This is a genomic window from Planobispora rosea (genome assembly GCF_014648175.1).
GTDB lineage: Bacteria > Actinomycetota > Actinomycetes > Streptosporangiales > Streptosporangiaceae > Planobispora > Planobispora rosea.
The window spans coordinates 38,253-64,628 of the sequence record NZ_BMQP01000024.1; the positions used below are offsets into that span (position 1 = coordinate 38,253).

A 26,376-nucleotide genomic window follows, 5' to 3' on the forward strand; every position below is an offset into this window, starting at 1 on the left:
GGCCCTGTCAGGCGGCTGTGTCAGGCGGGGACGGGCTCCGGCTTCTCCACGGCCGCGCGGCGGGCCCGGTGGGCCGTGCGGAGGCTGTCCCAGGTGAAGACCGACAGGGCCAGCCAGACGATGGCGAACCCGGCCCAGCGGCTGGCGGGCATGACCTCACCGGCGATGAACACGCCGCACAGGAACTGCAGCACCGGGGCGATGTACTGCAGCAGGCCGATCGTGGTGAGCGGCACCCGGATCGCGGCGGCGGTGAAGCAGAGCAGCGGGACCGCGGTGATCACCCCGGCGCCCGCCAGCAGCAGCGCGTGCCCGGCGCCCGCCGTACCGAAGGTGCTCTGGCCCTGCCCGCCCAGATACAGCAGGTAGCCCAGTGCGGGCAGGAGCAGCACGAGCGTCTCGACGGCCATGCTCTCCGCGGCGCCGACCTGCGCCGTCTTCTTGACCAGGCCGTAGGTGCCGAAACTCATGGCCAGGACCAGCGCGATCCACGGCAGCCGCCCGTAGTCGAGGGTCAGCACGACCACGGCCAGAGCGCCCAGCCCGACCGCCGCCCACTGCGGGCGCCGCAGGCGCTCCTTGAGCAGGACCACCCCGAACAGCACGCTGACCAGCGGGTTGATGAAGTATCCCAGGGCGCTCTCGACGACGTGGCCGGTGTTGACGGCGTAGATGTAGACGCCCCAGTTGACCGTGATGATCAGCGCGGCCAGGGCCAGCAGGCCGAGCTTCCTCGGCGTGCGCAGCAGCTCGCGGATCCACGACCAGTGGCGCCGTACCGCGAGGATGACCAGGACGGCGACGAGCGACCACGCCATGCGGTGGGCCAGGATCTCCAGGGCGCCGGAGGGCTTCAGGAGCGGCCAGTACAGGGGGAACAGGCCCCACATGGAGTAGGCGGCGATGCCGTACAGGACTCCACGGCGCGATTCAGGCATGTCCCCTATTTTTGCTGCTTACTGGATTTAATACAAATTAGCAATGCTTGTCGCATTGTTAAGATTCGCTTGCGGGAATCGAGGAAGGCCGCGTGTGGTTGTGCACGTCTGAGGCATGCTTGCGCACGCCGCAGAAGGCGACAGGAGGAGGTCCGCAATGGGCTGGCTGTTCGGCAAGGACAAGACTTCCATGGTGTCCCCGGAGAACGCACTCCCGGGCCGCGACGCCACCATGCCCGTGCCCGGCCGTCACGCGATCCTCGACGCCCCCCTCGCCCCGCCGTACCCCGAAGGGACCGAGATCGCGGACTTCGGCCTGGGCTGCTTCTGGGGCGCCGAGCGCAAGTTCTGGCAGACCCCCGGCGTGGTGTCCACCTCGGTCGGCTACGCCGGCGGCTACACCCCCAACCCCACCTACGAGGAGGTCTGCACCGGCCTGACCGGACACACCGAGGTCGTCCGCGTCGTCTTCGACCCGGCGAAGATCTCCTACGAGGAACTGCTCCGCGTCTTCTGGGAGGCCCACGACCCGACGCAGGGCATGCGCCAGGGCAACGACGTCGGCACCCAGTACCGCTCGGCGGTCTACACCCACTCTCCCGAGCAGGAGAAGTCCGCCCTCGCCTCGCGCGACGCCTACCAGAAGGTGCTCACCGAGGCCGGCTACGGCTCGATCACCACCGAGATCGCCCCCGCCGGGGACTACTACTTCGCTGAGGAGTATCACCAGCAGTATTTGTACAAGAATCCCGGCGGCTACTGCGGCATCGGCGGGACCGGGGTCTCCTGCCCGGTCGGCCTCACGTCCGGTGACGCGTAGAACGCGTAGCGGCCGGTCCTCGCCAGGGCGAGGACCGGTATTTTGCTACTTCGAGTAGTAAACTGAGCTCATGAGCGTGCCAGAGCGAGACTTCGCCCCGGGAGACGGTCCGGCGGCCAAGGTCAGTGTGTCTCTGAGAACGGGCAACATTCGTGCCGTCCGAGAGCGAGTCGGAGCCCGCGGATTCTCCGCCTACGTTGACGCCGCTGTGGAGCGCCAGATCGAACGGGACCTCCTGGAGGAGGCCCTGCAGGCGAACGAGGCCGCTTCTGGGCCGATCCCGCAGTTCTTGCGCGACGAGGCGGCGGAATTGTTCCGCCGGGTCAAATCCGCGCCCGAACTCCAGGGGGAGGACGGATGGCGCGCACACGAAGCCGGTTGAGTGCGGGCACCGTTGTTCTCGATTGCGAGGGGCTCGTGAAGTGGTGCGAGGCCGACCAGCGGGTGACGGCGTTCGTGAGGGAGGCGCAGGACAACGACTTTCGGGTCGTGGTCAGCGCCATGACACCGATCGAGGCACAAGACGTCCGCGTCAGAAGCGATCGCCTCAGATGGCACCTGTCCCGGTTGAAGGTCGAGCCGGTGACCGAGGGCATCTCGTCGCGAGCCGTCGAGCTGCTTCGAGACGTTCGCCTGCACGGTCACAAGTACGCCATCGACGCTGTGGTCGCGGCCACCGCCCTGTGCTCGGTGCGTCCTGCCGTCGTTCTCACGTCTGACGAGGACGACATGAGCAGACTGTGCGGGAAAGCAGTGCAGGTGGTCCCTGTCTGAGACGGTTCGAGGGCCGAGCGGGATCTCCGGAACCATTGCGGGAGGTGAACCGCTACCACCAGCAGTATCTCCACAAAGTCCCCAACGGCTACTGCGGCATCGGTGGCACCAACGTCAAGCTGGGTGACCCATCCGAGTGGGCTTGTCAGACGGGCCTGACGAGCTCGGAGCGGTAGGCGCGGTAAGAGGGAGACCCCCAGACGGCCTCAGGGCTGTCTGGGGGTCTCGTTCGTTTTCCGGGCGTCGAGGGGCTGATGTCGAAGCGGTCGCGAGAGTCTGATCTCCTGTCTGTGCCCACCCATCGAGGCTCTGTCCGCAGCACTGGCTATTCTGTGTAGTTTTCTATATAGTTTTTGTATGACTGCTCTCCCTCATGCGGCCGAACTCTCCGTCACCGAGGCCACGCAACGCGGAGTAGCCCGCCTGGTGGCGGACGCAGAACAGGGAGCCGATCTGGTAGTGACCCGCCGCCATCAGCCGGTTGCCGCCGTCGTGAGCATGCGGCGTCTCAACGAGTTGGAGGAGGCCGCGGCGGACCTGCGTGATCTGGCGCTGGTTCTCGTGCGGGCGGCCACGGACACCGGACGGCGGACGCCGATCGACGACGTGCTCTCCGCCTTCGGTCACACCCGGGAGTCGCTGGCCGCGCTCCCGGATGAGGACGAGTGACGGTGTCCGACGTCGTATTCACCGATCCGGCCATCGACGATCTCCGTAGAATCGGCCCGGATGTCGCACCTAGAATCCTCAAAAAGATCCTCCTGCTGTTGGAGAACCCCGAGGCCGGTTACCCGCTCGGCGGGGAGCTGACTGGATTCCGCAAGCTCGTCGTCGGCCGGAACACCTGGCGGGTCGTCTATCGGATTACCGATGACAAGGTGATCGAGGTCTGCGAGATCTGGGCCGGCGGGGAGAGGGCCGACGCCGAGGTGTACGCCGAGGCCAAGGCGCGGGTTCGGGCAGCGGGTGGCTCACGCCCTGAAGTTGTCCGCCTCGGCGAGGTCGTCGACCGTCTCGGAGCCCTGACCGATCACCTTGATGTCGACGAGCCGCCCGCACGGGAGCCGGTTCCCGGCTGGCTCGCCGATCGGTTGATCTACACAGTGGGCATGACCCGCGAGGAGGTGGCGGCGCTCGATCTGGAGAAAGCCGTCGATCTCTGGGCGGAGTTCCGCTCGAACCCGCGGTAGCCGTACCCGTGCTCACAGGTCGGGACACGGTCTCGAAGCCGGTTGACACGGGCCGCTGCGGCATCGGCGGGACCGAGGCCGCGTGCCCGGTGGGCCCGACCTCCGGCGGGACCTGACAGATATGCCTCTCGTATGGCATCGCCTGCGATCGACGGCCTACGGCGACCTGGCGGTCCGACTGCGCATCGGTGATGCTGTGACGTGTGGAGTACGTGTCCAGAGTGCCGCGACCGCCGCTGGACGGGCTGATCGACGATCTCTATTACCTGGCGGGTGAGCCGCCGTACGCCCGGCTGACGCTGCCGCCGATGCCGTCGGCGCTGCTCATCGTCAACCTCGGGGCGCCGTTCCGCATCCGCGGCGGCACCGACATCGGGACGGCCGAGTACGTCGATGGCTGCGTGGTCACCATGCCCACCCGCGCGTTGGAGTTCGGTTACCCACCGGGGACCCGGTCGGTCGGGGTGCACTTCAAGCCGTGGGGGCTGGCGCCGTTCCTGCCGATGCCCGCGGCCGAGCTGTGCGACCGGCCGGTGACGGTGGAGCAGGTCTGGGGCTGCCGCACCATCGCCGAGCTGCGAGACCGGCTGGCCACGGCGGCCGGGCCGCACGAGATGCTGACGCTGCTCGAGGACGCGCTGATGCGACGACTCCGCGAGACCGCCGGCCTGGGGTTGGTCCGCCACGCGGGCAACGCCATCGCGGGGGCCGTGGGAGCGGTGGCGATCGGTGACCTGAGCGTGGCGGCCGGCGTCAGCAGCACCCATCTCGCGCAGCGGTTCAAGGAGCTCGTCGGCGTCACGCCGAAGCGGTTCGCCCGAACCTACCGTTTCGCCGCCACCGTGTTCGCGATCGACCCCGCCGGACCGGTCGACTGGGCCGGTCTCGCCGGTCGCGCCGGCTACTTCGACCAGGCCCACTTCGGCCACGAGTTCCGGGCGTTCACCGGGCTCACGCCGACCCGGTACGTCGAAGTCCGGCGGCGGTTCCTGCGCGAACATCCCGGCCACGCGCTGGACGGCTGGCCGCTGCCGGCCGATTGATTTCTTACAAGAGCGGCGGCTCACGACACGCTAATTTGAGGGCACCCCAAAGCAGAGGAGAGCCCGGTGGGCAAGGTGGTCATGTACAGCTCGGTGTCGGTGGACGGCTTCGTCGCGGACGAGAACGACCAGCCCGGACCGCTGTTCGACTGGTTGTCCAGCGGTGACGTCCCGTTGGACGAGAGTGGCGAGCTGAAGGTGTCGCAGACGTCCTACGACTACACCCGGGCGTACTGGGACCAGATCGGAGTCACGATCGTCGGCCGCCACGTCTTCGACCTGACGGAGGGCTGGGGCGGCAGGCCGCCGGGCGGCATCGATCACGTGGTCGTCGTGTCGCACCGGCCGATGCCCGAGGGCTGGGACCCCGAGGCGCCGTTCCACTTCGTCGACGGCGTCGAGGCAGCCATGGCCAAGGCACGGGAGCTCGCGGGCGACCGCATAGTCGAGGTCGCCGCCGGCGACGTCGGCGGCCAGATGCTGGCCGCGGGTCTGGTCGACGAGGTGCGCATGGACGTCGTGCCCGTGGTGTTCGGGTCCGGCAAGCGCTACTTCGGGTCTGTCGACGCGCAGCACCTGTTGGAGGACCCTGATGCGGTGATCCAGGGCGACCGGGTGCTCCACCTGCGCTATCGGGTGCGCCGGTGACCGATCTGAGGGGATCGTCGCTCATGTCAGGGTCACCTGGACGCACCGGCGTCTCCTGTCCGGTACGTCTCCTGCCCGGTCGGCATCGCACCCGCGGGTGAGTGAACCGGGAGCCTCCGGACCCGGGGGAGGGTTCGCTAGCCTCTTCGGATGATCTCCTACCGTGCGGTCGTCCCCGTGGATCTCGACCGCGTGACCTCCTGGGTCGTGACCGAGCCCGTCGGCTGGATTCCCGCCGAGCGTTACCTCGCGGAACTGGCCGAGAACATGTACCGGCCGGAGTGGACATGGATCGCCGAGGTCGATGACCGTGTCGTGGGGCGGGCGCTGTGGTGGGGGCCGGGGGACAACGCGTACCCGGTCGCGCTCGACTGCCTCGACGTGGATCCCGCCGTGGGTGATCGCGCCGCCGTCGGCGCCGAGCTGATCAGGGCTGCGCTGAGGGGGTTCCCGCGGCCGGTGCAGTACGCGATCAAGGTGTCGGGCGGCTGGCGTGACGATCCGGCCGCCTCGGCAGCCGTGGAATGGCGGCGGGCGGCGGCGCATGCGGCAGGTCTCACCCGGGAGGTGGAGCGGCTGCAGTTCGAGTGGACGCCGGCCGACGGGGTGCCTCCGGCGACCGGCGCGTTGCGGTTCGCCGAGGCATCCGATGAGGAGTTCCTGGCGGTGTTCACGAGAATCACCGAAGGCAGCCTGGACGCGCAGACCCGGGCGAGCGTGGCGGCCAAGGGCGCCGGCGCGACCGCTCGCGAAGAGATGGACTTCTATCTCGGGGCGCCGGGCAAGCGGGAGTGGTGGCGGATCGCCTATACACACGAGGGCGAGGTGGCGGGTATGGCGATCCCCTCGGCGACGCCGTACAACGTGAACGTGGGGTATCTCGGGGTGGTCCCGGAGCTGCGGGGGCGTGGGTACGTGGACGGGATTCTCGCCGAGATCACCCGCATCCACGCGGCCAGCGGAGAAACGCGCATCACCGCCACCACCGACCTGGGCAACGCGCCGATGGCGGCCGCGTTCCGCCGCGCCGGATACCGCAACACGGAAATCCGGATCAATCTCTCCAACGACCTGCGGTCCTGAGGCCTGTCGCCGGGAGCCGATACGTCTCCGCGGCCCCGAGGCTCGCCGCCACCCAGAAGTTCTCGCCGCCGCGATGACCCCGTACGGGTCCGTGCGCTGCCGTCTTCGGCGTTTTCGAGATGATGCAACATTCCGGGGGTCCTGGGGCGTCTCAGTCGGGATGAGCGAGAGGACCCTCACTTGTGGATGACGCATCGGATTTCGCGGACTTCGTCGCCAATCGGGCTGATGCGTTGTTCCGCTACGCCTACATGCTCACCGGCAACCCGCACGACGCCGCCGACCTGGTTCAGGAGGCGATGGTGCGGCTGCGCAGCGCGTGGCCGCGCGTGCAGCGCAAGCACAACCCGGAGAGCTACGTGAAAACCACGATCACCCGGCTGCACATCTCCATCTGGAGGCGGCGCAGGCGTGAACACCTGGCGTGGGAGGTTCCGGAACAGCCGCAACCGGTGGCGGAGTCACCGCTGGATCTATGGGATGAGCTGGCCGGACTGCCCAAGCGTCAGCGGGCCGTACTCGTGCTTCGTTACTACGAGGATCGGTCGGATGCCGAGATCGCCGAGATGCTCGGCATCTCTCCCGGAACCGTGCGGAGTCAGGCGTCCCGCGCTCTGGACAAACTGCGCGACACCGTCACCCAGCTGAGGAGCCTGCGATGAACGACGTCGAAGAGGTGCTGCGCCGTACGTTCGCCCGCGCGGAGGCGAGAGTCCCGGCCGCGCCACCGGAGCTGCTGCGTCAGGTGACCGTACGGCAGGCGCGGCGCAGCCGTCGTGGCCGGGTGCTGGTGACCGCGGTGGTCACCGGTCTCGTGATCGGGGTGACGTCGGTTGTGGTGTTGCGGGCTTCCGGGCCGCAGCCGGTCGTCACGCCACTACCCGTCACGACGGGGCCGACGCCGTCCATCGACGGACCGCGGATCGTGGAGGAGATCGCGCCGCCGCTGGAGCAGGCGCTGCCTTCGGTGATCGTGGAGGTCCCTCGGGAGGCCCCGAACGGCCAGGCCTTCACGCCGAGGCTGTTCATCGATCCACGCACCGTGCTCGGGTACGTGTCGAAGAAGGGCTACGATCCCGCGCCTGAACTGTGGGCCTACCGCCTGGAGTCGCGGACCTTCCGGCACCTGGCCACCCTCGACTATCCCATCGCACCGGTGGCCTCGATGGCGGTGGGTGAAGGCGTGATCGCCTTGTTCAAGGATGTGGACAGAGATATCCACATCATGACGATTCCGGTGACTGGCGGCGCTCCCCGCACGGTGGTCTCGTTCCCGGCCGAGCGGGACGTGGACACCGTGAACGGGGACTCCGTCCACGGTGTCAGCCTGGCCGTCGGGGACGGCAGGATCTTCTGGTCGTCGAACAAGTCGGGTGGTGTCAACCAGGTGCCGGTGGCGGGTGGCGAGCCGTCGTCCGTCCCGGGCACGGAGGGGCTGCATCTCTTCTCCTGGCCCTGGGCGGGGCGTGCCACCGGCGATCGGATGGGCGCGGTGAATCTGCTCAACCTCAGCACCGGGGAGCGACTCGACGATCCCGCGCAGGCACGGTGCGCCGTGACGTGGTGCCTCACCGGCAGCCAGGCGATGCGCCGCGACGGCAGCCGGGCTGTGGACCTGCCGGGCGACAACCCCCGGTCGCTCGTGGCCGACCGTTTCGTCGTCCTCAGTCAGGTCGACAGGAAGGGGCGGAAAGCCCAGGCGATCTTCGATCTCACCACGTCACGGGTCGGCAGGTGGTGGAGCCAGAGCGACCGCAAGGCCGCTCCCACTCTCTACACCGGCACGGAGATGCTCTACTTCAAGCGCGGCGACAAGTGGGTCGTCATCCACGACCCAGACCGTTAGGCGGAGAACCCGCGGCCCGGCGCGGAACGGGCGCGCACCCGGCGCAGCAAGATCCAAGTCGTTTGCAACCGCGGCCTGGGAACCTACCCGCTGCGGGCCGCGCCGGGCTGTCACGGACAAGCGCGATGCGCGGGGACAGGAGAGCGCCGGTGCGGCTCATACCGGGAATCGCGGAGACCGCAAGGCGTCCGGCGGGCCGCCGTACTTCCACCGCTTCTTCTGAGACCCGTCCGTAGGTCTCCGGCCAGAGAACGAGATGAGAAGGAGGCGGTGGGCATGAGCACCGTGCCGCTGTTTGGAATCGTGTTCGGAGTGGTGTTCACCGGCATCGGCGTCCGTGTTCTCACCGTGGGGCAGCGGTTGCGGCGGAGCGGGGTGCGGGTGCCGGGCTTCGTGGTGGGACTGCGCTGGTCCGGCGGTGACAACGGCGTGTACTACCCCACGCTGCAGTTCCAGACGGCGCAGGGCTTCATGGTGCAGACCGAGTCGGATCTGGGCTCCAACCCGTCGCCGGTCCGTCCGGGCCAGCAGGTCACGGTGGTCTACGACCCCGAGCGACCCCAGCGCGCCCGCCTGGACGGGGCAGGCGGCAGGGGCGTGCTTCACAGCGTGCTGTTCCTGACCTTCGGGGTGATCGTCCTGGTGGTCTCCCTGGTCGTCGTGGTCAGCTCCTGGCTGTGAGGACGGGTGGCGGCCCGCGCGGCTGACGGGCCCTCGCCGCGCACGTCCCGATCTCGCCGCGCACGCCCCGATGTCGCGGAAGGGGACTGGTAAGTTCGCGATGCCCTGGCGATGCGTACGGGATCGGAGTGGGGAGCATGGGGGTGCGGTTCACGGTCCTCGGCCCGGTCGAGGTCACCGTCGACGGGGTCCGGCTGGACGGGCTGGCACCCCGGCACCGGGCGGTGCTGGCCTATCTGCTGCTCCACGCCGGAACCGTGCTCGGCCGCGACCGCCTGATCGACGCCATGTGGGGGCCGACGCCCCCGGAGACGGCCCGCTCCCAGATCCACGCGGCCGTCACCGCGATCCGGCGGGTGCTCCGGCGGGCCGGGGCCGCGGACATGCTGCAGACCCGGGAAGCCGGATATGTGATCGTCCCGCGGGCGGGACAGCTCGACCTGGACGAGTTCACCGGGGCGCTGTCCACCGCCGGGGACCCGCAGCGGATCCGCGCCGCCCTCGCCCTCTGGCGTGGTGCCGCCCTCGCCCTCTGGCGTGGTGAGCCGTTCGCCGATGTCACCGCGGACTACGCCGCCGACGCCCGGGCTCTGCTGACGGAACGGCGCCTGTCGGCCTTCGAGCGGCTCGCCGAGCTCGAACTCGCCCTCGGCCGCCCCGAGGGTCTGATCGACGATCTGGCGGCACAGGTCGTCGCGCATCCGCTGCGTGAGAAGCTCACCTGCCAGCTCATGCGTGCTCTCCATCTCGCCGGGCGGCAGCCCGACGCGCTCGCCGCCGCCCGTGCCTTCCGCGCGAGGCTCGCCGACGAGCAGGGCCTCGACCCCAGCCGGGCCTTCGCCGCGCTGGAACAGGAGATCCTGACCGGCGACGCGGCCCGGCCGCCGGTGGAGCAGACGTCGTTCCTCCCCCGCGACCTCCCCGACTTCGCCGGTCGCGACGACGAACTCGGGCGCCTGACCCGCGAGACCCGCGATGGAATGATCTACGCGATCGACGGGATGGCCGGTATCGGCAAGACGACGCTGGCGGTCCACACCGCTCACCGGCTCGCCGGCCGCTACCCCGACGGCCGGCTCTTCGTCGACCTGCTCCGCGACCACGCCCGTGCCCTCGCCGCACCGGAGGAGACCTCTGACGCCCTGGGCCGCCTGTGCGATCACTACCTCGGCGTCGCGATCACGGCGATGGACCGGCTCTTCCCGTACTCCCGGCACCTGCGGCCGTCCGCGCCCTCTGCAGCCTCGGCGACGTCGCCTGGGACGCGGGAGACATCGACCAGGCCCACGCCGCCTACGATCGGTCCCTGTCCCTCTACCAGGAGACGGGCGAACGGCGGGGCGAGGCCATCGTCCTCGGCAACCTGGGTACGGCATACGAGCGGGAGGGCGACTACGTCCGGGCGGCAGATCACTTCACCCGGGCCCTGACCCTCTTCCAGGACCTCGGCCACCGCCCCGGCGAGGCCGAGATGCTGACGTCCATCGGCCGCGTCGAGTCGCGCGGGCGGGAGGTCGTGCGGCCGTGTCTCAGCGGCTGAACGGTGACGCGGTGACGCCTGCCGTGGAGACCTGGGCAGAGGCGTCCGGTACGGAGGTCTCTGCGGTGGGACGACGGAGCCGTGCCAGTGCGAGGACGCGGGTGGCCAGCACGCCGATGTTCATCGCGGCCGCGGTCGCCGTCCAGGTGACCAGTGCCACCGAGTAGTAGCAGAGCTGGACGAAGGTGATGTCGCGTCCGCCCCCGACGAGCAGGCCGAGCAGGTCCGGGAGCGTGATGAGCAGCGCGAAGGGGATGAGCCGGGGGAGCAGCCGCAGGGTGAGGCGCCGGGAGGGCCGGGTGTGCAGCCGGGTCGCCCAGGCCCGTGCGCGCCGGAGGTTCCGGACGCCGAGGAGCACGCTCAGCAGGGTGAGACCGCCCAGAACCAGGTCGATGATCAATCTCGTCGAGGCGCCGGGTGGCGGTTCGCCGCCGGTCAGGAGGGTGGCCAGCCGGTCCGCCAGCAGGCCGATGCCGTCGTTGCCCAGGCCGATGCCGCTGTTGCCGGCGACCGCGATGCCGTAGCCGCCGGGGAGCAGGAGCGCCTCGGCGGAGTAGGTGAACCATATGCCGCTGTGGTGCACCCGTCCCTTCCGGTCGGTGTCCCAGCCCATCCCGTACGTCCACCGCCGGTCCGACGAGGTGTGCATGGCCGCGACGCTCGCGGGGGAGACCAGCCGGACGCCGTTCGGGGCCAGGCCCGCGTTGCTCTGCACGATCAGCCATGCGGCCATGTCCGAGGCGGTGCTGATCACACCGTCGGACCCGCCGACGAACCGCTCCGGCTCCGCGGCGGGAACCGATGCCCCGTAGGCGTAGAGGTAACCCTCACGCACGTCGCGCGGCAGGTCGTGCGGGGTCCTGCCGATCGTGGTGGTCGCCCGCATGCCGATGGGCTCCAGCACGTGGCGCCGGAGATAGCCCGCGAACGGCTCACCGGAAACGGTCTCCACCAGCCGGGCGGCGAGGTGGTAGTTCGTGTTCGTGTAGAAGTGCTTCGTTCCGGGTGCGGCGGCCAGTGCCGTGCCGCGGGCCCGTGCCACGGCACCCGCCGGTGAGTCCGGCTGCGGCAGGCTCTTCTCCGGGAGCGTGGTGTCGTTGATGCCGGACGTCTGGTTCAGCAGTTCCCGGACCGTGATGCGCGTCCCCCGGGGATCGGCGGGCCGGAAATCGGGCAGGTAGTCGCGCACGGGAGCGTCCAGCCTGACCTTCCCGCCCTCGACGAGCTGCATCACGGCCAGGGCGGTGAACGACTTGCTCACCGACGCCACCGGCATCGGCGTCGCGGCGGTCACCGCGGCGCCCGACGAGTCGTGGCCGTATCCGCCCGTGTACAGCACGTCCTCGCCCTTGGTGATCGCGACGGTGATGCCCTGATAACCCGTCACGCCGGCGAAGTCGTCCACCACCCGCTCGATCGCCGCTGCGTCCGGGCCTGCGTCAGGTCCCCCGCCCGGGTCCCCCGTCGCGGAGGCCGGGGCGGCCACCGCCAGAACCGCCGAACCGGCGGCCGCCGCGGCCCCCAGACTCCGCCACCAGCTCTTGCCTCGCCTCACGACGCCCTCCGATCACCTTGCCGACGTCGGCAACGCTAGAGATCGCGGAAGCCCGGCACAGGATCCGAACGGAACCCGCCACCCCCGACTTTCGTCAGACTCCGGCGGGCGGGGAGGCGGGCACCGGGCCGGTTGGGAAGGCCGTCAGGAGCCGCACCTCAGGAGCGGGGGACGGCGGCGGCTCCGGGGAGGGCGTCGAGGAAGGCGCGGACCTGGGGGCGGTGATCGCCCTTGCGCCAGGAGACGGCCAGTTCCGCCGGGGCCAGCCCGCTCACCGGCCGGTACACCACGCCCGGCCGTTTGTAGAGCGAGGCGTTGCCCTCCGCGATCAGCACGATCCCGAGGCCGCTGGTGATCGCCTCGAAGGTCTCGTCCGCGGTGCTCGCCGTCACCGCGATGACCGGGTCGTCGTCCCTGGCGTCACGTGCCAGCCAGAAGTCCCGCAGGGGACCCGCCTCGGCGGGCAGCGCGATGAACGGCTCGTCCCGCAGCTCAGCGAAGGGGATCTCCTCCCTGGCGGCCAGCGGGTGGGAGTCCGGCAGGGCGACGAACCTGCGCTCGACGGACAACACGCGGGTCTCCAGGCCCGGCGCCGTGGGCAGCCAGACGAAGGCCAGATCGGAGCTGCCGTCGGCGAGCCCTCCGCTCGGGTCGGCCCAGCTGACCAGCCGCAGCGAGATCTCCCAGCCCGGCATGGCGGTCCGGAACCTCCGCAGGGCCTCCTGCTGGAGCCCCCGGCCCACGGCGGTCTGCATGCCGACGACCAGGGTGCCGCTGGGCACCGCCGCCCGCGCGGCCTCGACCCCGGTGTTCCATCGCTCCAGCAGCTCGCGGGCGAAGGGCAGCAGCGCCTCACCCTGCCGGGTGAGCGCCATCCCGCTGTGCACCCGGTCGAACAGCGGGAAGCCGAGCTGCCGCTCCAGCGCCGCGAGCTGTTTGGACAGCGCGGGTTGCGAGACGAACAGCCGCTGCGCGGCGCGGGTGACGTTGAGCTCCTCGGCGACGGTGACGAAGTAGCGGAGTTCGCGCAGATGAACGTCCATAGCCATGGGTTATCGCATGAGATCTTGGACGGCAAGAGAGAGCGGACCACATGATCGATACATGAAGACACGCGAACTCGGAAGCCTGAAGGTACCGGCGCTCGGATTCGGCGCCATGGTTCTCTCGCCGGGCATGTACGGCGACATCGACGACGGTCGAGCGGAGCGGGCGATCAACGCGGCGCTCGACGCGGGGGCGACCCACGTGGACACCAGTGACGCCTACGGTGCGGACGGGCACAACGAGCGCCTGGTCGGCCGGGCCGTCAAGGGGCGGCGCGAGGAGGTGGTCGTCGCCACGAAGTTCGGCCTGGCCGTACCGGAGGGGGAGGAGAGCAGGTCCTTCCCCGTCGGGTTCGCCTTCGGCGAGCTGCGGGTGAACGGCGAGGCCCGGCTGGTGCGCCGTTACGCGGAGCGGAGCCTGGCGAACCTGGGCATCGACGTGATCGACCTGTATTACCTGCACTACCCGGACCCCGGCGTGCCGATCGAGGAGACCGTCGGGGCGATGGCCGAGCTGGTCGGTGACGGCCTGGTCAGGCATCTCGGGCTGTCCAATGTGACCGCCGGGCAGCTCAGGAGGGCGCACGCGGTGCACCCGGTCGCGGCGGTGCAGAACGAGTGGTCGATGTGGCGGCCGGTCGACGCGGACCTGCTCGCCGCCGCCCGCGAGCTGGGGGTGGGCATCGTCGCCTGGAGCCCGCTGGGCAGCGGGTTCCTCACCGGGACGGTGGGGAGCCTGGGCGAGGGCGACTTCCGGCACAACGCGCCGCGCTTCTCCGCGGAGAACCTCGCGGCCAACAACGACCGGTACGCCCCGATCCGCGATCTGGCGGTCGAGCTGGGGATCACCCCGGCCCAGCTCGCGCTGGCCTGGCTGCTGCACCAGGACGAGCACGTCGTGGCGATCCCCGGCAGCCGTACGCCCGCCCACATCGAGGAGAACGCGGCGGCCGCCGACTTCACCCTGCACCCGGACACTCTCGCCCGGATCGACCGGGCCCTCACCAGGTTCGACGCCGTCGGGGGGACGCTGCTGTGAAAGCGGGCGTGAAGCACGGATACGACTTCACCGTGGCCCAGGGGAAGATCGTCAAGGCTGACCTGCAGTATGCCGACTGATGTCCGGTCCGGCGTAGAGGGCGGCGAGGCGGTGGGCGGTCCCGGCCATCGCCTCGCGCAGGCCGGCGGGCTCCAGGACCTCGATCTCGGCCCCGAGCTTGAGGAACTCGGTCCGGGCGTGGGTCGGCGACTCGATGGGCACGGTGGCGGTGATCCAGCCGAGGGCGTCGGGCGGGCCGGCCGTCTCGGTCACGGCGTCGACCACGGCCGAGCTCATCAGATCGGGGAGGCGTTCCCGCCCCGCCGGTGAGATCCGGATCACCGCGTGACCCTGGAACAGCCGCGACCGGAAGTCCGCCAGGTGCGCTCTCCAGTGCCCGGCCAGGTCGAAGTCGTCCGGGCGCTCGAACGTCTCGTCCGTCACCCGCAGGTCGAGGATCTGGTTGACCCGGTAGGTCCGCAGCGTGCCGTCGCAGCGGGCCACGAGGTACCACTTGCCGGCCTTGAGGACCAGCCCGTACGGTTCCAGCACCCTGGTGACCTCGCACGGCTCGGCCCACCGCCGGTAGAGCACCGTGACGACGCGCTTGTTCCAGACGGCGTCCGCCACCTGCGGGAGACGGGGGACGCGGTCGCCGTCGTGGTACCAGCCGGGCGCGTCCAGGTGGAAGTGCTCCCGTACGCACCGGGACCCCTCGCGCAGGTCGGGCGGGAGCGCGGCCTCGATCTTCAGCTCGGCCGCGGCGGCGAGCGCGCCGAGGCCGAGTTCGGCGGCGGGACCGGGCATCCCGGTGAGGAACACCGCCTGGGCCTCCTGTGCGGTCAGACCGGTGAGGCGGGTGCGGAAGCCGTCGAGGAGCTGGTAACCGCCCTGGTGGCCGGCCTCGCCGTACAGCGGGATGCCCGCGGTGTGCAGCGACTCGACGTCGCGGTAGATCGTGCGGACGCTGACCTCCAGCTCGCCGGCGAGCTGCCGGGCGGTCAGCCGGCCGCGGGACTGCAGCAGCAGGAGGATGGAGAGAAGCCGGGACGCTCGCATATCCACTGACAATACGTGTCAGTGGGTGGGCCGTACGGTCCGATCATGGCGTTCATCGAGAAGAACATGCGGCCGCTCGCCCCGATCGTCGTCGGCGGCCGTCCGTACAAGCGTTACCACGTCGACCGGCCCGAACGGCCGATCGAGCCGGAGGTCGAGAAGGCGGCCTACGAGTTTCTGCCGAAGCTCGTGCCCGCGCCCGCCGACGACTCCCCGGCCGGCTGGATCGTCCTCCACAGGGGCGGGGACACCGGCGCCTACCTGCTCGTCTACACCTGGGCCTGGGACAACGTGGTCGAGGTGCACACCGCCGCGGCCGGCCAGCCCGCCGTCGGCTGCCCCGACGAGGACCCCGCGAACTTCGTCCCCGAGACGCGGCGCTGGGCCGGATGCGTGTGGGAGTTGCCCGCCCTGGAGTACGAGCGCTCCGCCTGGGTCCGGCACATGTTCGTCAAGGACGATCCGGACCTCGACGGCTACCTCGCCGACGCGCGCCCGGAAGGCCCGGTGGGACGGTGAACGACTTCGACTTCTTCGTCGGCACCTGGGACGTCGTCAACCGCAGGCTGCGCGAGCGCAACGCCGGGAGCGACGACTGGGAGGAGTTCCCCGGCCGGAGCGTCGCGCACGGCTTCTTCGGCGGGGCGGGGAGCTTCGACGAGATCACCTTCCCGACCAAGGAGTTCGACGGCGCGACGGTCCGTGTCTACGACCCGGAACGCGAGGAGTGGTCCATCCACTGGATCAACAGCGTGCGGGGTCTCGACCCGGTCCCGATGGTGGGCCGGTTCACCGACGGGGTGGGCACGTTCTACGCCGACGACACCGATGACGGCCATCCCGTCCGGGTCCGGTTCATCTGGTCGCGCGTCACGCCGGAGTCGTGCCGGTGGGAGCAGGCGTTCTCCTATGACGGCGAGCGGACCTGGGAGACCAACTGGATCATGGACTTCACCAGGGTCTCCTGATCCCGGGGCTCACACCCTGTCGTACCAGGTGACGTAGGCGCCGTTGCTGAACGACCGCCGCTGGGCCGGGGTGAAGAGGGTGGGACGGAACTCCCCGCTGGAGGCCGGGATGCCGGAGCCCGCGACCACGGGGTAGCTCTTGACGATCATTTCGTCGATCTCCGGGAGCAGGGAGCCGGCGAGCTTCCCGCCTCCGCACAGCCAGATGTCCATGCCGTCCTCCTCCTTCAGCCGCCGCACCAGCCCGACGGGGTCGCCGGAGACCAGCTCGACCCCGGGGTCGGCGATCTCCGGGATCGAGGTGGAGACGACGTACTGCCTCAGGTGCGCGTAGGGGCTGGTGATGCCGATGTCGAGCGCGGGCTGGTAGGTGCCGCGGCCCATCACCAGGGTGTCGAACCGCTTGTTCGGCGCGTCGATGCCGGACTGCGCCCGGATGTGGGCGGGGACGGTCTCCGGATACTCGGTGTTGAACCACGCCGCCATGTCGTCGGCCACGGGGTAGAAGTCGAACTCGCCGCCGGGGCCGGCGATGTAGCCGTCGATGCTCACCGCGACGTAGTAGACGAGCTTTCGCATAAAACCACTCCATCCAAAGTGCTTCGTTCGTAGTGATTATGACTGTAGTACTACGAACAGAGTGGTGTCAACGGGTGAGTTGTGATCGATTGCGGTTCTGTACGGAGTGTCCCGGTGAGACGGGAGCGGCCCGGTGGGACGGAAACGGCCCGGGCGGAGATCCGTCCGGGCCGCTGTTCCCCTCCGGGGAGCCTCCCGCCCCGCTGAGAGGGTTCCGGGGCGCGGATGGCAGGCGAGGGGAAGCCTTCGGGTTCGGGGTGGCGGGGTGGCGGGGTGATCGTGGTCGTCAGGCCGCCGCGGTGGGCTGCGCCGCGCGGTCCGTGCCCCGGCCGAGATAGGTGAGCGGGCCGGGATCGGCCACCGGGATCTCGTGGAAGCCGAGGCGGTCGTAGAAGGCGCGGGCGGCGGTGTTGGCGGTGACCATGGCGAGGTGGACGGCCGGCACGCCCTTGCGGTGGAGCGCGTCCAGGAAGGCGTTCATCAGCTCCCGCCCGTGGCCCCTGCGCTGGTAGTCCGGGAGCAGGTCGATGTGGAGGTGGGCCGGGTACGCGGCGACCTCCGGGACGATCATCCGCTCCGGACGGTACATGAGATCGATCATCGTCTCGCTGGGGGTGGTCGGCGGACCGGCGAGGGCGGGGAAGCGCTCTCTCATCCGGGGCAGCCAGGACGCGCGGTAGGCCTCGACGAAGGCGGGGGTGTCCGCGGTGCCCAGGACGTAGCCGACCGCGCGCTCCCCGTCGTCGAGGACGAAGGTCAGGTCTGGTTCGAGTTCGGCGTACGGAGCAGCGAAAATGCTCGGCATGAGGTCGTGGTCGGGATAGATGTGCTGGGAGTCGCCACCCTCGTGGGCGGTGCGCACGCAGATGTCGTAGAGCGCGGCGCGGTCGTCGGGACGGTAGGGACGGACGGTCGTCATGAAGGTCATGATGCTTCACGTGGGAGCGCTCTCACAAGCGCTCCCGCGATTGGTCAGGAGCCGGTTCTCTCCGTCGCGGGCCGGACATGGAAGGCCACGTGTTCGTAGCGCCAGCCGTTGGCGACGGCCTCGTCCCGGGCAGCCGGCCCGACCGCGTAATGGTGATAAGCGCCCTTGAGCAGCCGGTACACCGCCACCGTGCCCGGGCCGGCCGACGGGGCGGCGTAGAAGGCGACGATCTCGGGCGCGTACCCGAGCCGGGAGATCGCGTTCTCGCGTTCGACCGCGCTGCGGATGAAGAGGCGGTCGCCCGTCGACGGATGACGCAGGCGGTAGATCGGCACGACTCCCGATGAGGACCTCCCCGCGGCCAGGAATCCGGTGTCCTGCGGCTCGTACCCGTACTGCACCGCCCGTCCGGCCTCCGCGCCGTTGAGCGTCATCAGAACATGGCCGGTCCGTGCGTGGATCATGTAGTGGACCCGTTCGCCGAGGACGGGGGACGAGGGCGGGGACGGAGATGCGGACGGTGACGGTGGAACGGTCTCGATGGGCCGGGGAGAGGCGGAGACCCTGCTCTGTGACGGTGACGGTGACGGGGACGCCGTCGGGTGGGTGACGCTCGGGATGGAGCTGGGCGAGGGAACCGGCGGTGACGGCAGACCGCCGTCCTCACCCGGCCACCGGAGGGCGCCCAGGGCGACCGGTACCCCGGCCGGTACGCCGACGGCGGCCGCCACGTCGGCGGGCAGCGGTCGTCCGGCGGTCTCCGCGGGGCTGTCGGGGACCACCTCCAGGTCCCTCTTCTCCGCGGAGAAGGCCGTGTCGCCGGCCTCCAGGTAGCGGCCGTTGGCCTCCCGCCCGGTTCTCCGGAAGTCGGCGAGGCTGGTGTAGGAGACGTCGCCGCCGTCGGCCCGGACCCACTTCACGAGGACGGTCCGGCCGTCCGGAGCGGAGGGCCGGTAGCCGTTGTTGTCCATCTGGCCCGCGGGGATCATGCGGTCGGCTCCGACCCGCCTGCCGGACGTCCTGTTGTTGGCGTCGACGGTGTCGACCAGCGGAGCCGTACCGGAGCGGGCCATGAAGATGTTGTTCACGATGGTCACGTCCGCCGTGTCCCAGGTGATCCCCCTGCTGAGCGCGTCCTGGCTGGGGCAGTTGTCCGCGCTGCACCTGTCGAGGTGAGGTCTGGGGTCCTCGGCGACGAGAAGGGGCTGGGCGTTGTCGGCAAGGGTGTTGTTGTAGACGCGGACATGGTTGGAACCACTGATCTTGATCCCGTTCTGGCCGTTGCCGACCAGCATGTTGGAGGCGATCAGGCCCCGGCCGGAGACCTCGTAGTAGAGGCCGTGCTTGGTGTTGGCCCTGGCCAGGTTGCGGACCACGGTCACGTTCTCGCAGGACAGGTCGCACCAGAAACCGGTACCGAGATTGTCCTCGAAGATGTTGTCCCTGATGACGGCGTTGCGTAGATAGGTGGCCTTCATGCCGGCTCCCGCCAGACTCGCGCTGGACTCCAGGCCGGTGCGCTCCTGGTTGTTGCCGATGATCCTGTTCCCGCTCATGATCAGGTTGCCGGCCTTGTGGGACAGGATCCCGTTGGAGCCGTTCGCCGTGACGTAGTTGCGGTTCAACCGCAGGCCCGTGGCGTGGGCGGCGACGCCGGCGGCCGCGTTGTGGGCGACGGTGCTGTCCTCGATCGTCACACCGGAGGCCTGGATGACGATCGCGGCGTGCGGCTTGCGGTAGTCCTGGCTGGTGGCGTAATGGGCGAAGCCCAGCCCGCGGATCACGGAGTTCTCGGAGCCCTTGAGGAAGTGCATCGCGTACCGCAGATGCGAGACCTCGATGGTGTGGGCACGGGGGTCGGTCCCCACCAGCAGCGTTCCATTCGCGCTGTCCCAGTGGAAGGATCCCGCCTTGACCTGGTCACGGGAGGACACCTGCCGGAGCGGCCGGCCGTCGGCGAAGGCCATCTCCGGGTCGCCTCCGAGCAGGTTGCCCTGGATGATGTCGGGCGGGTGGACGCAGGCCTTCCCGCCGGGGCCCGGGCGGCAGATGTCGGGGTTCCAGCCGTCCAGCCGCCAGGCCGAGCCGTCGCGGACGAACCTCGTCCCGGGCAGGGGCGTACTGCCCTTGAACCAGGCTTCTTCGCCGGGGTACGGCTGGAGGGAGATGGGCTTGTGGACGCTGCCGAGGGACTCGCGGTACTCCCCGCCGCGCAGCACGATCGTGGTCATGGTGCCGGAGGACGCACGCCGTACGGCCGCCGCGGCCGTGCGGAGGGGCTTTCCGACGGTGCCCGGGTTGGCGTCGTTCCCGGTGGTCGCCGAGACGTAGACGGCATTCGCCGGGAGGGAGGAAGAGTCCGCAGGCCGGGACGCGGAGGCCGTGAGAACGGGACCCGCAGTGATCATGAGCATTGTGCCTGTCGATATGACAAGCAGGCTGGAGATCACTCTTCCGTAACGAAGCGCCATGGGAAACTTCATACAGAGTTTCGAGGGGCGGTGTACACCAGAATCACAAATATTTTGGTTTGGAACGTTAGTAACTTCTGGTGACAATGGTCGAGTAACTTGCCCTGTGTGATCGAAGTGGAGCTCCGCAACTGGCGCCCGGATGACGTTCCCGCCGTGCTCGCGGCCTTCCGCGCGCCCGACATGGCCCGGCAGGCGGCCCGCCCGATCGACACGCCGGAGGCGGCGCTGGAGTGGATGGCGCTGTGGGGGTTCCGCGACGACGCGCGGGGCTTCGCCGTGGTGGCCGGCGGCGAGGTCGTCGGGAACGTCGCGGTGAGCAACATCGACGCGCACGACACCGGCTGGGTGTCCTACTGGACCTCGCCGCACGCGCGGGGAAGGGGTGTTGCGGTGGCCGCCGCGACCAAGCTGGCCGAGTGGGCGTTCAGGGAGCGGGGGCTGTTCCGGCTGGAGCTCGGGCATCGCCTGGACAATCCGGCCTCCTGCGCGGTGGCGACCCGGGCCGGATTCGCGGTCGAGGGCGTCGAACGGGCCAAGATCAGGTACGGAACCGTCCGCCACGACGTGGAGCGCCACGCCCGCCTGGCCACCGACTGAACAGGACGCCGCCGTCGGGCCGGATGATCCTCCGGGGCGTTCTCAAAGAGGTCCTTCAGAGGGCCCTGAGGCCGGAGAGGACGTCGCGGAGGAGGTCCTCGCGGGGGGTGGTGACGGAGGCGGGGGGAGTGCGGACGCTCAGCAACCCGGCGTCGAGCAGGTCACCGAGGAGCACCCGGACCACGCCGACGGCCAGCCCCGTTCCCGAGGCCGCCTCGGCCACGGAGATCGGCCGGCGGCAGGCGTCGAGGACCCGCAGGTGCTCGGGGGGCAGGTCCGGCGGGGCCGGCCCGGTCGCCACCACCGTGGCGAGCAGGTCGAACCGGTCGCCGGTGGGACGGGTCCGGCCCCGGGTGACCGTGTAGGGGCGGACGATCGGTCCGGCGTCCTGGTCGAGCCAGCGCTCCGTCATCGTTCGCCGTCCTCCTTCTCGCCGCGGCGCCACCCCGCGCGGAACGACGTCAGCACGCTGCCGGGGACGGCGGTCTCCACACCGGCGGCGTGCCGTACCCGCCGGGGCAGGCCGTTGCCGCCGGGCTCACCGGAGAGCGCGGACGGGGGCGCGGCGGTCTCGCCGGAGGTGATCTGGGCCGGGGGCGGCCCGGCGGGCGCGACCTGGACCTGGGAGATCCGCTGGGGCGCGGCCTGCCGGGTGCGCTTGGGAAGGCCGCTGCCCGTGACGGTCTGCTCGATCTCGACCGTGGGCAGGACCGGGAACTCCGGCGCCGGGGCGATCAGCTCGGCGGGGATGAGCACGATCGCCGTGGTCCCGCCGTACGGCGAGGGCCGCAGGGAGACGCGGATACCGTGGCGGGCGGCGAGCCTGCCGACCACGAACAGGCCGAGCCGGTCGCTGTCGGCCAGGTCGAACTCCGGCGGGTCGGCCAGCCGGGCGTTGTAGTGGTTCATCTCGGCCGCGCTCATGCCGAGGCCGCGGTCCTCCACCTCGATCGCGTAACCCCGGGCCACCGTCTCGCCGTACACGCGGACCGTCGTGGTGGGCGGGGAGAAGATCACGGCGTTCTCCACCAGCTCGGCGAGCAGGTGGATGACGTCGGTGACGACGGGGCCGACGAGCGCCGGGCCCTGCGGCACGGCGACCGTGACGCGGAGGTAGTCCTCGACCTCCTCGGTGGCGGCGCGGACCACGTCGTAGACCGCGACCGGCACCCGCCAGCCACGGCCCGGCGCCGCCCCGGACAGGATGATCAGACCCTCGGCGTGGCGGCGCATCCGGGTGGTCAGGTGGTCCAGGGCGAACAGTTCGTCGAGGGTCTCCGGGTCGCTGGCGCGCGTCTCCATCGCCTCCAGCATGGTGAGCTGCCGGTGCAGGAGCGTCTGGCTGCGCCTGGCCAGGTTCACGAAGACCTTGTTGACCCCCTTGCGCATCTCCGCCTGGCCGACGGCCGCCTCGACGGCCGTGCGCTGCACCGAGGAGAACGCCTCGCCGACCCGCACGATCTCGGTGGTGGTGCTGTCGCCGTTCCGCAGCGCGGGGGACTCGCTCTCCTGCTTGGTGCAGACCTCCTCCCCCCTGCGGAGCCGGGCGACCACGTCCGGCAGACGCCTGTCGGCGAGGTCGAGGGCCGCCTCCTGCAGGCCCACGAGCTCGGTGCCGATCCGGCGGCCGAACCGTACCGAGATGAAGATCGACACAATGACCGCGACCAGGCCGAGCCCGCCGACGACGCCGAGCCGCGTCAGGATCGCGGTGGCCAGAGGCGCGGAGCGCTCGTTGATGCGGCGGCTGACGTCGCCGCCGAACCGGTCGAAGGTGTCCGAGAGCGTCGTGGCCGCCGTCGCCCAGGAGGGGTCGGGCCGCGACGCCGTCGCGAACGCCCGCTCGATCTGCTCGAACGTCCGGTACGGGACGCTGGTCGCGAGACTCGCGTAGGGACCCCGGAGCTCCTCGTCGAGCTGGTTGAAGCCCAGGGAGTAGAGCAGCTTGCGGCCGGTGGCCAGTTCGGCGAAGGCCGCGCGGTCCTCGTCGCCGATGAACCCGGCGGCCACCACCCCGGAGATCAGCGCGGCCTGCCGGCTCAGCAGCTCGCGGCTGCGTCCCATCACGACGATGGCCAGGGTCTGGTCGACGAGCTCGGCCTCGTGGGTGCTGTACATCTTCTCGAAGGAGTCGAAGATCGACCAGACGATCGAGGAGTAGGCGTCGAGGGTCTGCTGCCGGGTGGCGGAGCGGGCGTCGACCCCGCTGCGGATCGCGGTGAGCCGGTCCAGCTCGGAACGGACCTGGAGCACGCGCACCCGCAGCTGCTCGGTCACGCCGTCGTCGTTCTCCTCGATGAGCCGGTCCAGCTCCTCCCGTGCCGTGTTGGTCCGGGCCCGCTGGGCGTCCAGCGCCGCCCTGGAGGATGTGGGGTCGCCCAGCAGCTTGAGGGAGAGCAGCCGCTCGTGCTGGAGGGCGGTGGTCAGCGTGCGGGTGGGGACGACGACGCTGTTGTAGAGGGAACCGGCCCTGAGCAGGTCCAGGCCGCCCTGTGCGGTGAGCGTCGCGGCGAACCCCCAGATAGCCACAAGCGAGACGAGAGGCACCAGGAGCAGGGTGAATATCTTCACCTTGATCGAATGCTTGCGGCCGACCATAGTACCTCGCATTGCGGATATGCGCGGTTAACAGTGGGCGAAACCCTAGCAATGCCCCACGAATCATGGCCAGAGAGGTGCACACTTAATTCGCGAAAACCCGAAAAGCTTTGTGTCCTCGCGGTGATACGGAACCTCCGGCCCCCCGGGCACGTCTGTAGATGACAAAAGGGGAGGCGTCCATGGTGAAGGTCGCGGAACTGGTCTGCTCGGAGCTGGGTCGTGCGACGGAGGCCGCCCTGACGGCGGGCGACGAACTGGAGCGCTCGGGTGTGGTGCAGCTGGTCACGTTCCGTCCGCTGCTGGTGATCGCCGAAGTGGGCGACGCCTCCGCGCGCGTGGAGTTCCGCATGGCCGGCGATCACCTGGAGTGGTATTGCACCTGCCCGGAGGGGCGGGAGGGCGCGTTCTGCGCCCACTGCGTGGCGACGGCTCAGTCGGTCAGGAGAAGGACGGACAAGAACGCCTCCTCCGGTGTGTCGTCGGTGACGGCCTCGGCGAGCACGGTCCGGATCGCCTCGTAGGCGGGCCGGTCGGCGCCGCGCAGGACCGACGGCTCCGACCAGACCAGCACGTGCTCACCCGCCGGCAGCCACGACAGGTCGGTCAGGCAGTCGTACAGCGCGTCGAGGTTGTGCCCGAAGCGGTCGGGGAATGACAGAGCCTTCGCGATCGCGGTCATGGCCTCGGCCGAGGTGGTGACCGTCGAGCCGTCGAGCCGGTGAGGCGTTCCCGTGCGGAGCATCTCCCCGAGGGACTCCGTCGAGCCCCGCTCGAACATTCCTCTGGACAACATGGCCACCCCCGTGTGGTTTCCCCGCCGATGTCGGCAGGTTATCCGCGCCCAGCTCGCAAAAGGGTTGTGGATCGTAAAAACGGAAGAAAAAGACACTTGCCCCAATAATGGGTGGACAGGCATTGTCTAGTTGTCAGACAATGCTGCTGTGTCTTCCATGAAGCTCGCCGTCGTCGGAGCCGCCGTGCTCTGGGGCACCGCTGGAACCGCCGGGCTCCTCGTCACCGGCGTCGATCCGGTCTCGCTCGCCGCGGCCCGCCTGGTGATCGGCGGCCTGGTGCTGGCCGTCGCGGCGGGCGCGGCCATCCGGGCGCTGCCCCGCCGCGGACTCCTCGTGGCGGCCGCCGTGGGCGTGGCCGCCTACCAGCTCTGCTACTTCGCCGCGGTCAGCCGGACCGGCGTGGCCATCGGCACCGTGGTCGCCATCGGCAGCGGCCCGGTCTTCACCGGCCTCCTCTCCTGGCTGGTGGACCGGGTGCCGCCCACCCGGCGCTGGGCGGGGGCGACCGCGGCGGCGGTCGCCGGCTGTGCCGTACTGACCGGAGGGGGCGGCGAGGCCCGCGCGGACGGGATCCTGCTGGCGCTCCTCGGCGGGTTGATCTACGCCTGCTACGCGGTGGCCGCGGCCCGGGTGATCGGCGCCGGAGCCTCCTCCGACGCGGTCATGGGCGCCATGTTCGGCGGGGCCGCGCTTGTGATGCTCCCGGTCCTGATCCACACCGGCGCCGGTTGGCTCGCCGACCCGCGCGGCCTGCTCGCCGCCCTCTACCTCGGCTGCGTCACCACCGCGCTGGCCTACTTCCTGTACGGCAGGGGCCTGCGCACCACCCCGGTTGCGACCGCCGCCACCCTCGCCCTCGCCGAGCCCGCCGTCGCGACCCTGCTCGGCGTCGCCGTCCTCGGCGAACACCTGACCCCGCTCTCGGCCGCCGGGCTGCTGCTGATCGGCGGGAGCCTGGCCGTGGTCGCCCTCCCCGGACGGGGCGGCGTCGCCGTCGCCCCGCCAGAGGGCACCGTCGAAGCAGTGGTGCGATCCCCTCAATAGGCTCCCCTCGTGACCATCCCTCTCCATCCCGTCTCCGCGGTCGCGGCCCTCGCCGACGCGCTCCGCCGCCGGATCCTGTCCGGCGAGATCGAGCCCGGCACGCCGCTGCCGGAGCAGGAACTCTCCGCGGCGTACGGCGTGGCCCGCCCGACTGTCCGGGAGGCGCTGGCGGTCCTGGTCCACGAGGGGCTGCTCCGCCGGGAGCGGCACCGCAGCGCCCAGGTGGCCGAGGTGACCGTGGCGGACCTGGAGGATCTGATGTTCGTCCGCCGCCCGCTGGAGGACCTGATGGCGGTCTCCCTGACCGGGCGGCGGGTGGCCGGTGCCGACGAGGCGCTGGCGCGGATGGGCGCGCTGTCCGCGGACGCCCCCTGGTCCGACGTCGTCGCCGAGCACATGGCGCTGCACCAGGAACTGATCGTCGCGGTGGGCAGTCCCCGGCTGGAGCGCCTCTACGCCGCCCTGGCGGCCGAGACCCGGCTCGGCCTGGTCCGGTTGCGCGCCGTCTACCCCGACCGGGACGTGCTGGTGGCCGAGCACCGCGACCTGCTCGACGTGATCGCCCGGGGCCCGGCCGAGGCCGCCCGCCGCGCGGTCGCCGCCCATCTCGACCACGGCTGGGGCGCTCACTGAGCGTTCCGGGCCCATGCCCGGAACGCACGTTCGCCGCCGTCCTCGCGTGGCTCTATTGCACGGGAAGCCCTTAAGTCGTCACAATCGCGGCCATGCACGGCAATTCCCCGCCGGATACCTACGTGTACGTCACCGAGGAAGGCGTGACCCGTCACTACGCGGACGGCAGTGTCGACGCCCTCGCTTGGGAGGACGTCGTCGAGGTCCGGGTGGTGGGGGACTCCGGGGAAGGCGTCGTGGGCGGCAAGGGGACAGAGATCCTGTACGTCCTGCTCGACCGCGACGGTCAGGGATGCGTCGTGCCCAAGTCGGCGACCGACGGGGCGTTCCTCACCCGGCTCCGTTACCTTCCGGACTTCGACCTCGACCGGCTGTCGGCGGCGGTGGACGCCGTCCGCGACTCCTACGTGGTCGTGTGGCGCAGCCCCGAGCCGCCCTCGGCCCTGCCGGACCTGGAGTACGACTGAACGCCCCTCGCCGGGCACCCGCCCGGGTC

Annotated in this window: 30 protein-coding genes and 1 pseudogene; 21 read left to right on the forward strand and 10 right to left on the reverse strand. The window is 70.3% G+C overall.

What is annotated here, in order from left to right; all coding sequences use genetic code 11:
• Positions 1–20 precede the first annotated feature (20 nt).
• Positions 21–938, reverse strand: coding sequence for an EamA family transporter RarD (gene rarD / locus IEZ08_RS23105; protein ID WP_068920786.1), 918 nt, complete (start codon positions 936–938; stop codon positions 21–23).
• A gap of 157 nt (positions 939–1,095) precedes the next feature.
• On the opposite strand from rarD, the gene msrA reads away from it, so the two are divergent.
• The 13 genes and pseudogenes from msrA (at position 1,096) to IEZ08_RS40660 (ending at position 10,563) form a co-directional block, all read left to right on the forward strand.
• The gene (msrA, locus tag IEZ08_RS23110) at positions 1,096–1,758 is read left to right on the forward strand and encodes a peptide-methionine (S)-S-oxide reductase MsrA (protein WP_068920787.1); all 663 of its coding nucleotides are present in this window, start codon (positions 1,096–1,098) and stop codon (positions 1,756–1,758) included.
• 70 nt (positions 1,759–1,828) lie between these two features.
• Positions 1,829–2,140 carry a hypothetical protein gene (locus tag IEZ08_RS23115; RefSeq protein WP_084779500.1) on the forward strand — a complete coding sequence of 104 codons (312 nt, stop codon included), beginning with the start codon at positions 1,829–1,831 and terminating at the stop codon, positions 2,138–2,140.
• Positions 2,116–2,532: a type II toxin-antitoxin system VapC family toxin gene (locus IEZ08_RS23120; RefSeq protein WP_068920788.1), complete on the forward strand. Its 417-nt coding sequence runs from the start codon at positions 2,116–2,118 to the stop codon at positions 2,530–2,532. The genes IEZ08_RS23115 and IEZ08_RS23120 overlap by 25 nt, the downstream gene beginning before the upstream one ends.
• 357 nt (positions 2,533–2,889) lie before the next feature.
• Positions 2,890–3,201, forward strand: coding sequence for a type II toxin-antitoxin system Phd/YefM family antitoxin (locus tag IEZ08_RS23125; RefSeq protein ID WP_068920789.1), 312 nt, complete (start codon positions 2,890–2,892; stop codon positions 3,199–3,201).
• On the forward strand, positions 3,198–3,722 hold the full coding sequence (locus IEZ08_RS23130) for a type II toxin-antitoxin system RelE family toxin (protein ID WP_229803431.1): 525 nt from the start codon (positions 3,198–3,200) through the stop codon (positions 3,720–3,722). Before IEZ08_RS23125 ends, IEZ08_RS23130 begins: the two co-directional genes overlap by 4 nt.
• Before the next feature lie 203 nt (positions 3,723–3,925).
• Entirely contained in the window at positions 3,926–4,765 is an 840-nt protein-coding gene (locus tag IEZ08_RS23135) for a helix-turn-helix domain-containing protein (protein ID WP_203863317.1), read from the forward strand.
• Positions 4,766–4,831: 66 nt separating this feature from the next.
• Positions 4,832–5,413 carry a dihydrofolate reductase family protein gene (locus tag IEZ08_RS23140; protein ID WP_068920790.1) on the forward strand — a complete coding sequence of 194 codons (582 nt, stop codon included), beginning with the start codon at positions 4,832–4,834 and terminating at the stop codon, positions 5,411–5,413.
• Positions 5,414–5,563: 150 nt separating this feature from the next.
• Positions 5,564–6,496: a GNAT family N-acetyltransferase gene (locus IEZ08_RS23145; RefSeq protein ID WP_068920791.1), complete on the forward strand. Its 933-nt coding sequence runs from the start codon at positions 5,564–5,566 to the stop codon at positions 6,494–6,496.
• 182 nt (positions 6,497–6,678) lie between these two features.
• Positions 6,679–7,158, forward strand: coding sequence for a SigE family RNA polymerase sigma factor (locus tag IEZ08_RS23150; protein WP_068920792.1), 480 nt, complete (start codon positions 6,679–6,681; stop codon positions 7,156–7,158).
• Positions 7,155–8,342: a hypothetical protein gene (locus tag IEZ08_RS23155; RefSeq protein WP_068920793.1), complete on the forward strand. Its 1,188-nt coding sequence runs from the start codon at positions 7,155–7,157 to the stop codon at positions 8,340–8,342. The genes IEZ08_RS23150 and IEZ08_RS23155 overlap by 4 nt, the downstream gene beginning before the upstream one ends.
• A gap of 276 nt (positions 8,343–8,618) precedes the next feature.
• The gene (locus IEZ08_RS23160) at positions 8,619–9,023 is read left to right on the forward strand and encodes a DUF3592 domain-containing protein (protein WP_189242871.1); all 405 of its coding nucleotides are present in this window, start codon (positions 8,619–8,621) and stop codon (positions 9,021–9,023) included.
• Positions 9,024–9,160: 137 nt separating this feature from the next.
• Positions 9,161–9,874, forward strand: a pseudogene (locus IEZ08_RS40655) (AfsR/SARP family transcriptional regulator); the annotation flags it as partial.
• 302 nt (positions 9,875–10,176) lie between these two features.
• Positions 10,177–10,563: a tetratricopeptide repeat protein gene (locus IEZ08_RS40660; protein WP_189242872.1), complete on the forward strand. Its 387-nt coding sequence runs from the start codon at positions 10,177–10,179 to the stop codon at positions 10,561–10,563.
• Here IEZ08_RS40660 and IEZ08_RS23175 read toward each other — a convergent pair.
• Both IEZ08_RS23175 and IEZ08_RS23180 read right to left on the reverse strand, forming a co-directional pair.
• Positions 10,553–12,118 carry a serine hydrolase domain-containing protein gene (locus IEZ08_RS23175; protein WP_203863315.1) on the reverse strand — a complete coding sequence of 522 codons (1,566 nt, stop codon included), beginning with the start codon at positions 12,116–12,118 and terminating at the stop codon, positions 10,553–10,555. The two genes, IEZ08_RS40660 and IEZ08_RS23175, sit on opposite strands and share 11 nt — an antisense overlap.
• A 158-nt stretch (positions 12,119–12,276) precedes the next feature.
• Entirely contained in the window at positions 12,277–13,167 is an 891-nt protein-coding gene (locus IEZ08_RS23180; protein ID WP_203863314.1) for a LysR family transcriptional regulator, read from the reverse strand.
• A gap of 55 nt (positions 13,168–13,222) precedes the next feature.
• Here IEZ08_RS23180 and IEZ08_RS23185 point away from each other — a divergent pair, with 55 nt between their 5' ends.
• Complete coding sequence (locus IEZ08_RS23185) at positions 13,223–14,203, forward strand: aldo/keto reductase (RefSeq protein ID WP_189242873.1); 981 nt, start codon at positions 13,223–13,225, stop codon at positions 14,201–14,203.
• Between the two features lie 51 nt (positions 14,204–14,254).
• Here the strand turns inward: IEZ08_RS23185 and IEZ08_RS23190 are convergent, their stop codons facing one another.
• The gene (locus IEZ08_RS23190) at positions 14,255–15,262 is read right to left on the reverse strand and encodes a helix-turn-helix transcriptional regulator (protein WP_068920799.1); all 1,008 of its coding nucleotides are present in this window, start codon (positions 15,260–15,262) and stop codon (positions 14,255–14,257) included.
• 45 nt (positions 15,263–15,307) lie between these two features.
• On the opposite strand from IEZ08_RS23190, the gene IEZ08_RS23195 reads away from it, so the two are divergent.
• Both IEZ08_RS23195 and IEZ08_RS23200 read left to right on the forward strand, forming a co-directional pair.
• Positions 15,308–15,781 carry a hypothetical protein gene (locus tag IEZ08_RS23195; RefSeq protein WP_068928317.1) on the forward strand — a complete coding sequence of 158 codons (474 nt, stop codon included), beginning with the start codon at positions 15,308–15,310 and terminating at the stop codon, positions 15,779–15,781.
• On the forward strand, positions 15,778–16,230 hold the full coding sequence (locus tag IEZ08_RS23200) for a hypothetical protein (protein WP_068920800.1): 453 nt from the start codon (positions 15,778–15,780) through the stop codon (positions 16,228–16,230). The genes IEZ08_RS23195 and IEZ08_RS23200 overlap by 4 nt, the downstream gene beginning before the upstream one ends.
• Before the next feature lie 9 nt (positions 16,231–16,239).
• Here IEZ08_RS23200 and IEZ08_RS23205 read toward each other — a convergent pair whose 3' ends face one another.
• The 3 genes from IEZ08_RS23205 to IEZ08_RS23215 all read right to left on the reverse strand — a co-directional run bounded on the left by IEZ08_RS23205 (position 16,240) and on the right by IEZ08_RS23215 (position 20,145).
• The gene (locus IEZ08_RS23205; protein ID WP_189242874.1) at positions 16,240–16,809 is read right to left on the reverse strand and encodes a dihydrofolate reductase family protein; all 570 of its coding nucleotides are present in this window, start codon (positions 16,807–16,809) and stop codon (positions 16,240–16,242) included.
• 286 nt (positions 16,810–17,095) lie between these two features.
• Complete coding sequence (locus tag IEZ08_RS23210) at positions 17,096–17,728, reverse strand: GNAT family N-acetyltransferase (protein ID WP_189242875.1); 633 nt, start codon at positions 17,726–17,728, stop codon at positions 17,096–17,098.
• Positions 17,729–17,781: 53 nt separating this feature from the next.
• The gene (locus IEZ08_RS23215) at positions 17,782–20,145 is read right to left on the reverse strand and encodes a right-handed parallel beta-helix repeat-containing protein (protein ID WP_189242876.1); all 2,364 of its coding nucleotides are present in this window, start codon (positions 20,143–20,145) and stop codon (positions 17,782–17,784) included.
• Between the two features lie 171 nt (positions 20,146–20,316).
• On the opposite strand from IEZ08_RS23215, the gene IEZ08_RS23220 reads away from it, so the two are divergent.
• A complete protein-coding gene (locus IEZ08_RS23220) occupies positions 20,317–20,808 on the forward strand; it encodes a GNAT family N-acetyltransferase (protein ID WP_068920804.1) in 492 nt (163 codons plus the stop codon).
• A 55-nt stretch (positions 20,809–20,863) separates the two neighbouring features.
• Here IEZ08_RS23220 and IEZ08_RS23225 read toward each other — a convergent pair whose 3' ends face one another.
• Together IEZ08_RS23225 and IEZ08_RS23230 are read right to left on the reverse strand one after the other, a co-directional pair.
• Positions 20,864–21,220: a DUF742 domain-containing protein gene (locus tag IEZ08_RS23225; protein ID WP_068920805.1), complete on the reverse strand. Its 357-nt coding sequence runs from the start codon at positions 21,218–21,220 to the stop codon at positions 20,864–20,866.
• Entirely contained in the window at positions 21,217–23,406 is a 2,190-nt protein-coding gene (locus tag IEZ08_RS23230) for a sensor histidine kinase (protein ID WP_068920806.1), read from the reverse strand. Before IEZ08_RS23230 ends, IEZ08_RS23225 begins: the two co-directional genes overlap by 4 nt.
• A 182-nt stretch (positions 23,407–23,588) precedes the next feature.
• Here IEZ08_RS23230 and IEZ08_RS23235 point away from each other — a divergent pair, with 182 nt between their 5' ends.
• The gene (locus IEZ08_RS23235; protein ID WP_068920807.1) at positions 23,589–23,930 is read left to right on the forward strand and encodes a hypothetical protein; all 342 of its coding nucleotides are present in this window, start codon (positions 23,589–23,591) and stop codon (positions 23,928–23,930) included.
• Here the strand turns inward: IEZ08_RS23235 and IEZ08_RS23240 are convergent.
• Positions 23,840–24,202, reverse strand: coding sequence for a barstar family protein (locus IEZ08_RS23240; RefSeq protein ID WP_218061637.1), 363 nt, complete (start codon positions 24,200–24,202; stop codon positions 23,840–23,842). The two genes, IEZ08_RS23235 and IEZ08_RS23240, sit on opposite strands and share 91 nt — an antisense overlap.
• A 157-nt stretch (positions 24,203–24,359) precedes the next feature.
• Here IEZ08_RS23240 and IEZ08_RS23245 point away from each other — a divergent pair, with 157 nt between their 5' ends.
• From IEZ08_RS23245 to IEZ08_RS23255, 3 genes are all read left to right on the forward strand, one after another.
• On the forward strand, positions 24,360–25,247 hold the full coding sequence (locus IEZ08_RS23245; RefSeq protein ID WP_189242902.1) for a DMT family transporter: 888 nt from the start codon (positions 24,360–24,362) through the stop codon (positions 25,245–25,247).
• A gap of 9 nt (positions 25,248–25,256) precedes the next feature.
• Positions 25,257–25,880 (forward strand): GntR family transcriptional regulator, encoded by a 624-nt coding sequence (locus tag IEZ08_RS23250; RefSeq protein WP_189242877.1) that lies wholly within the window; start codon positions 25,257–25,259, stop codon positions 25,878–25,880.
• A 92-nt stretch (positions 25,881–25,972) separates the two neighbouring features.
• Positions 25,973–26,347 (forward strand): hypothetical protein, encoded by a 375-nt coding sequence (locus IEZ08_RS23255; protein ID WP_068920810.1) that lies wholly within the window; start codon positions 25,973–25,975, stop codon positions 26,345–26,347.
• The last annotated feature ends 29 nt before the right edge of the window (positions 26,348–26,376 follow it).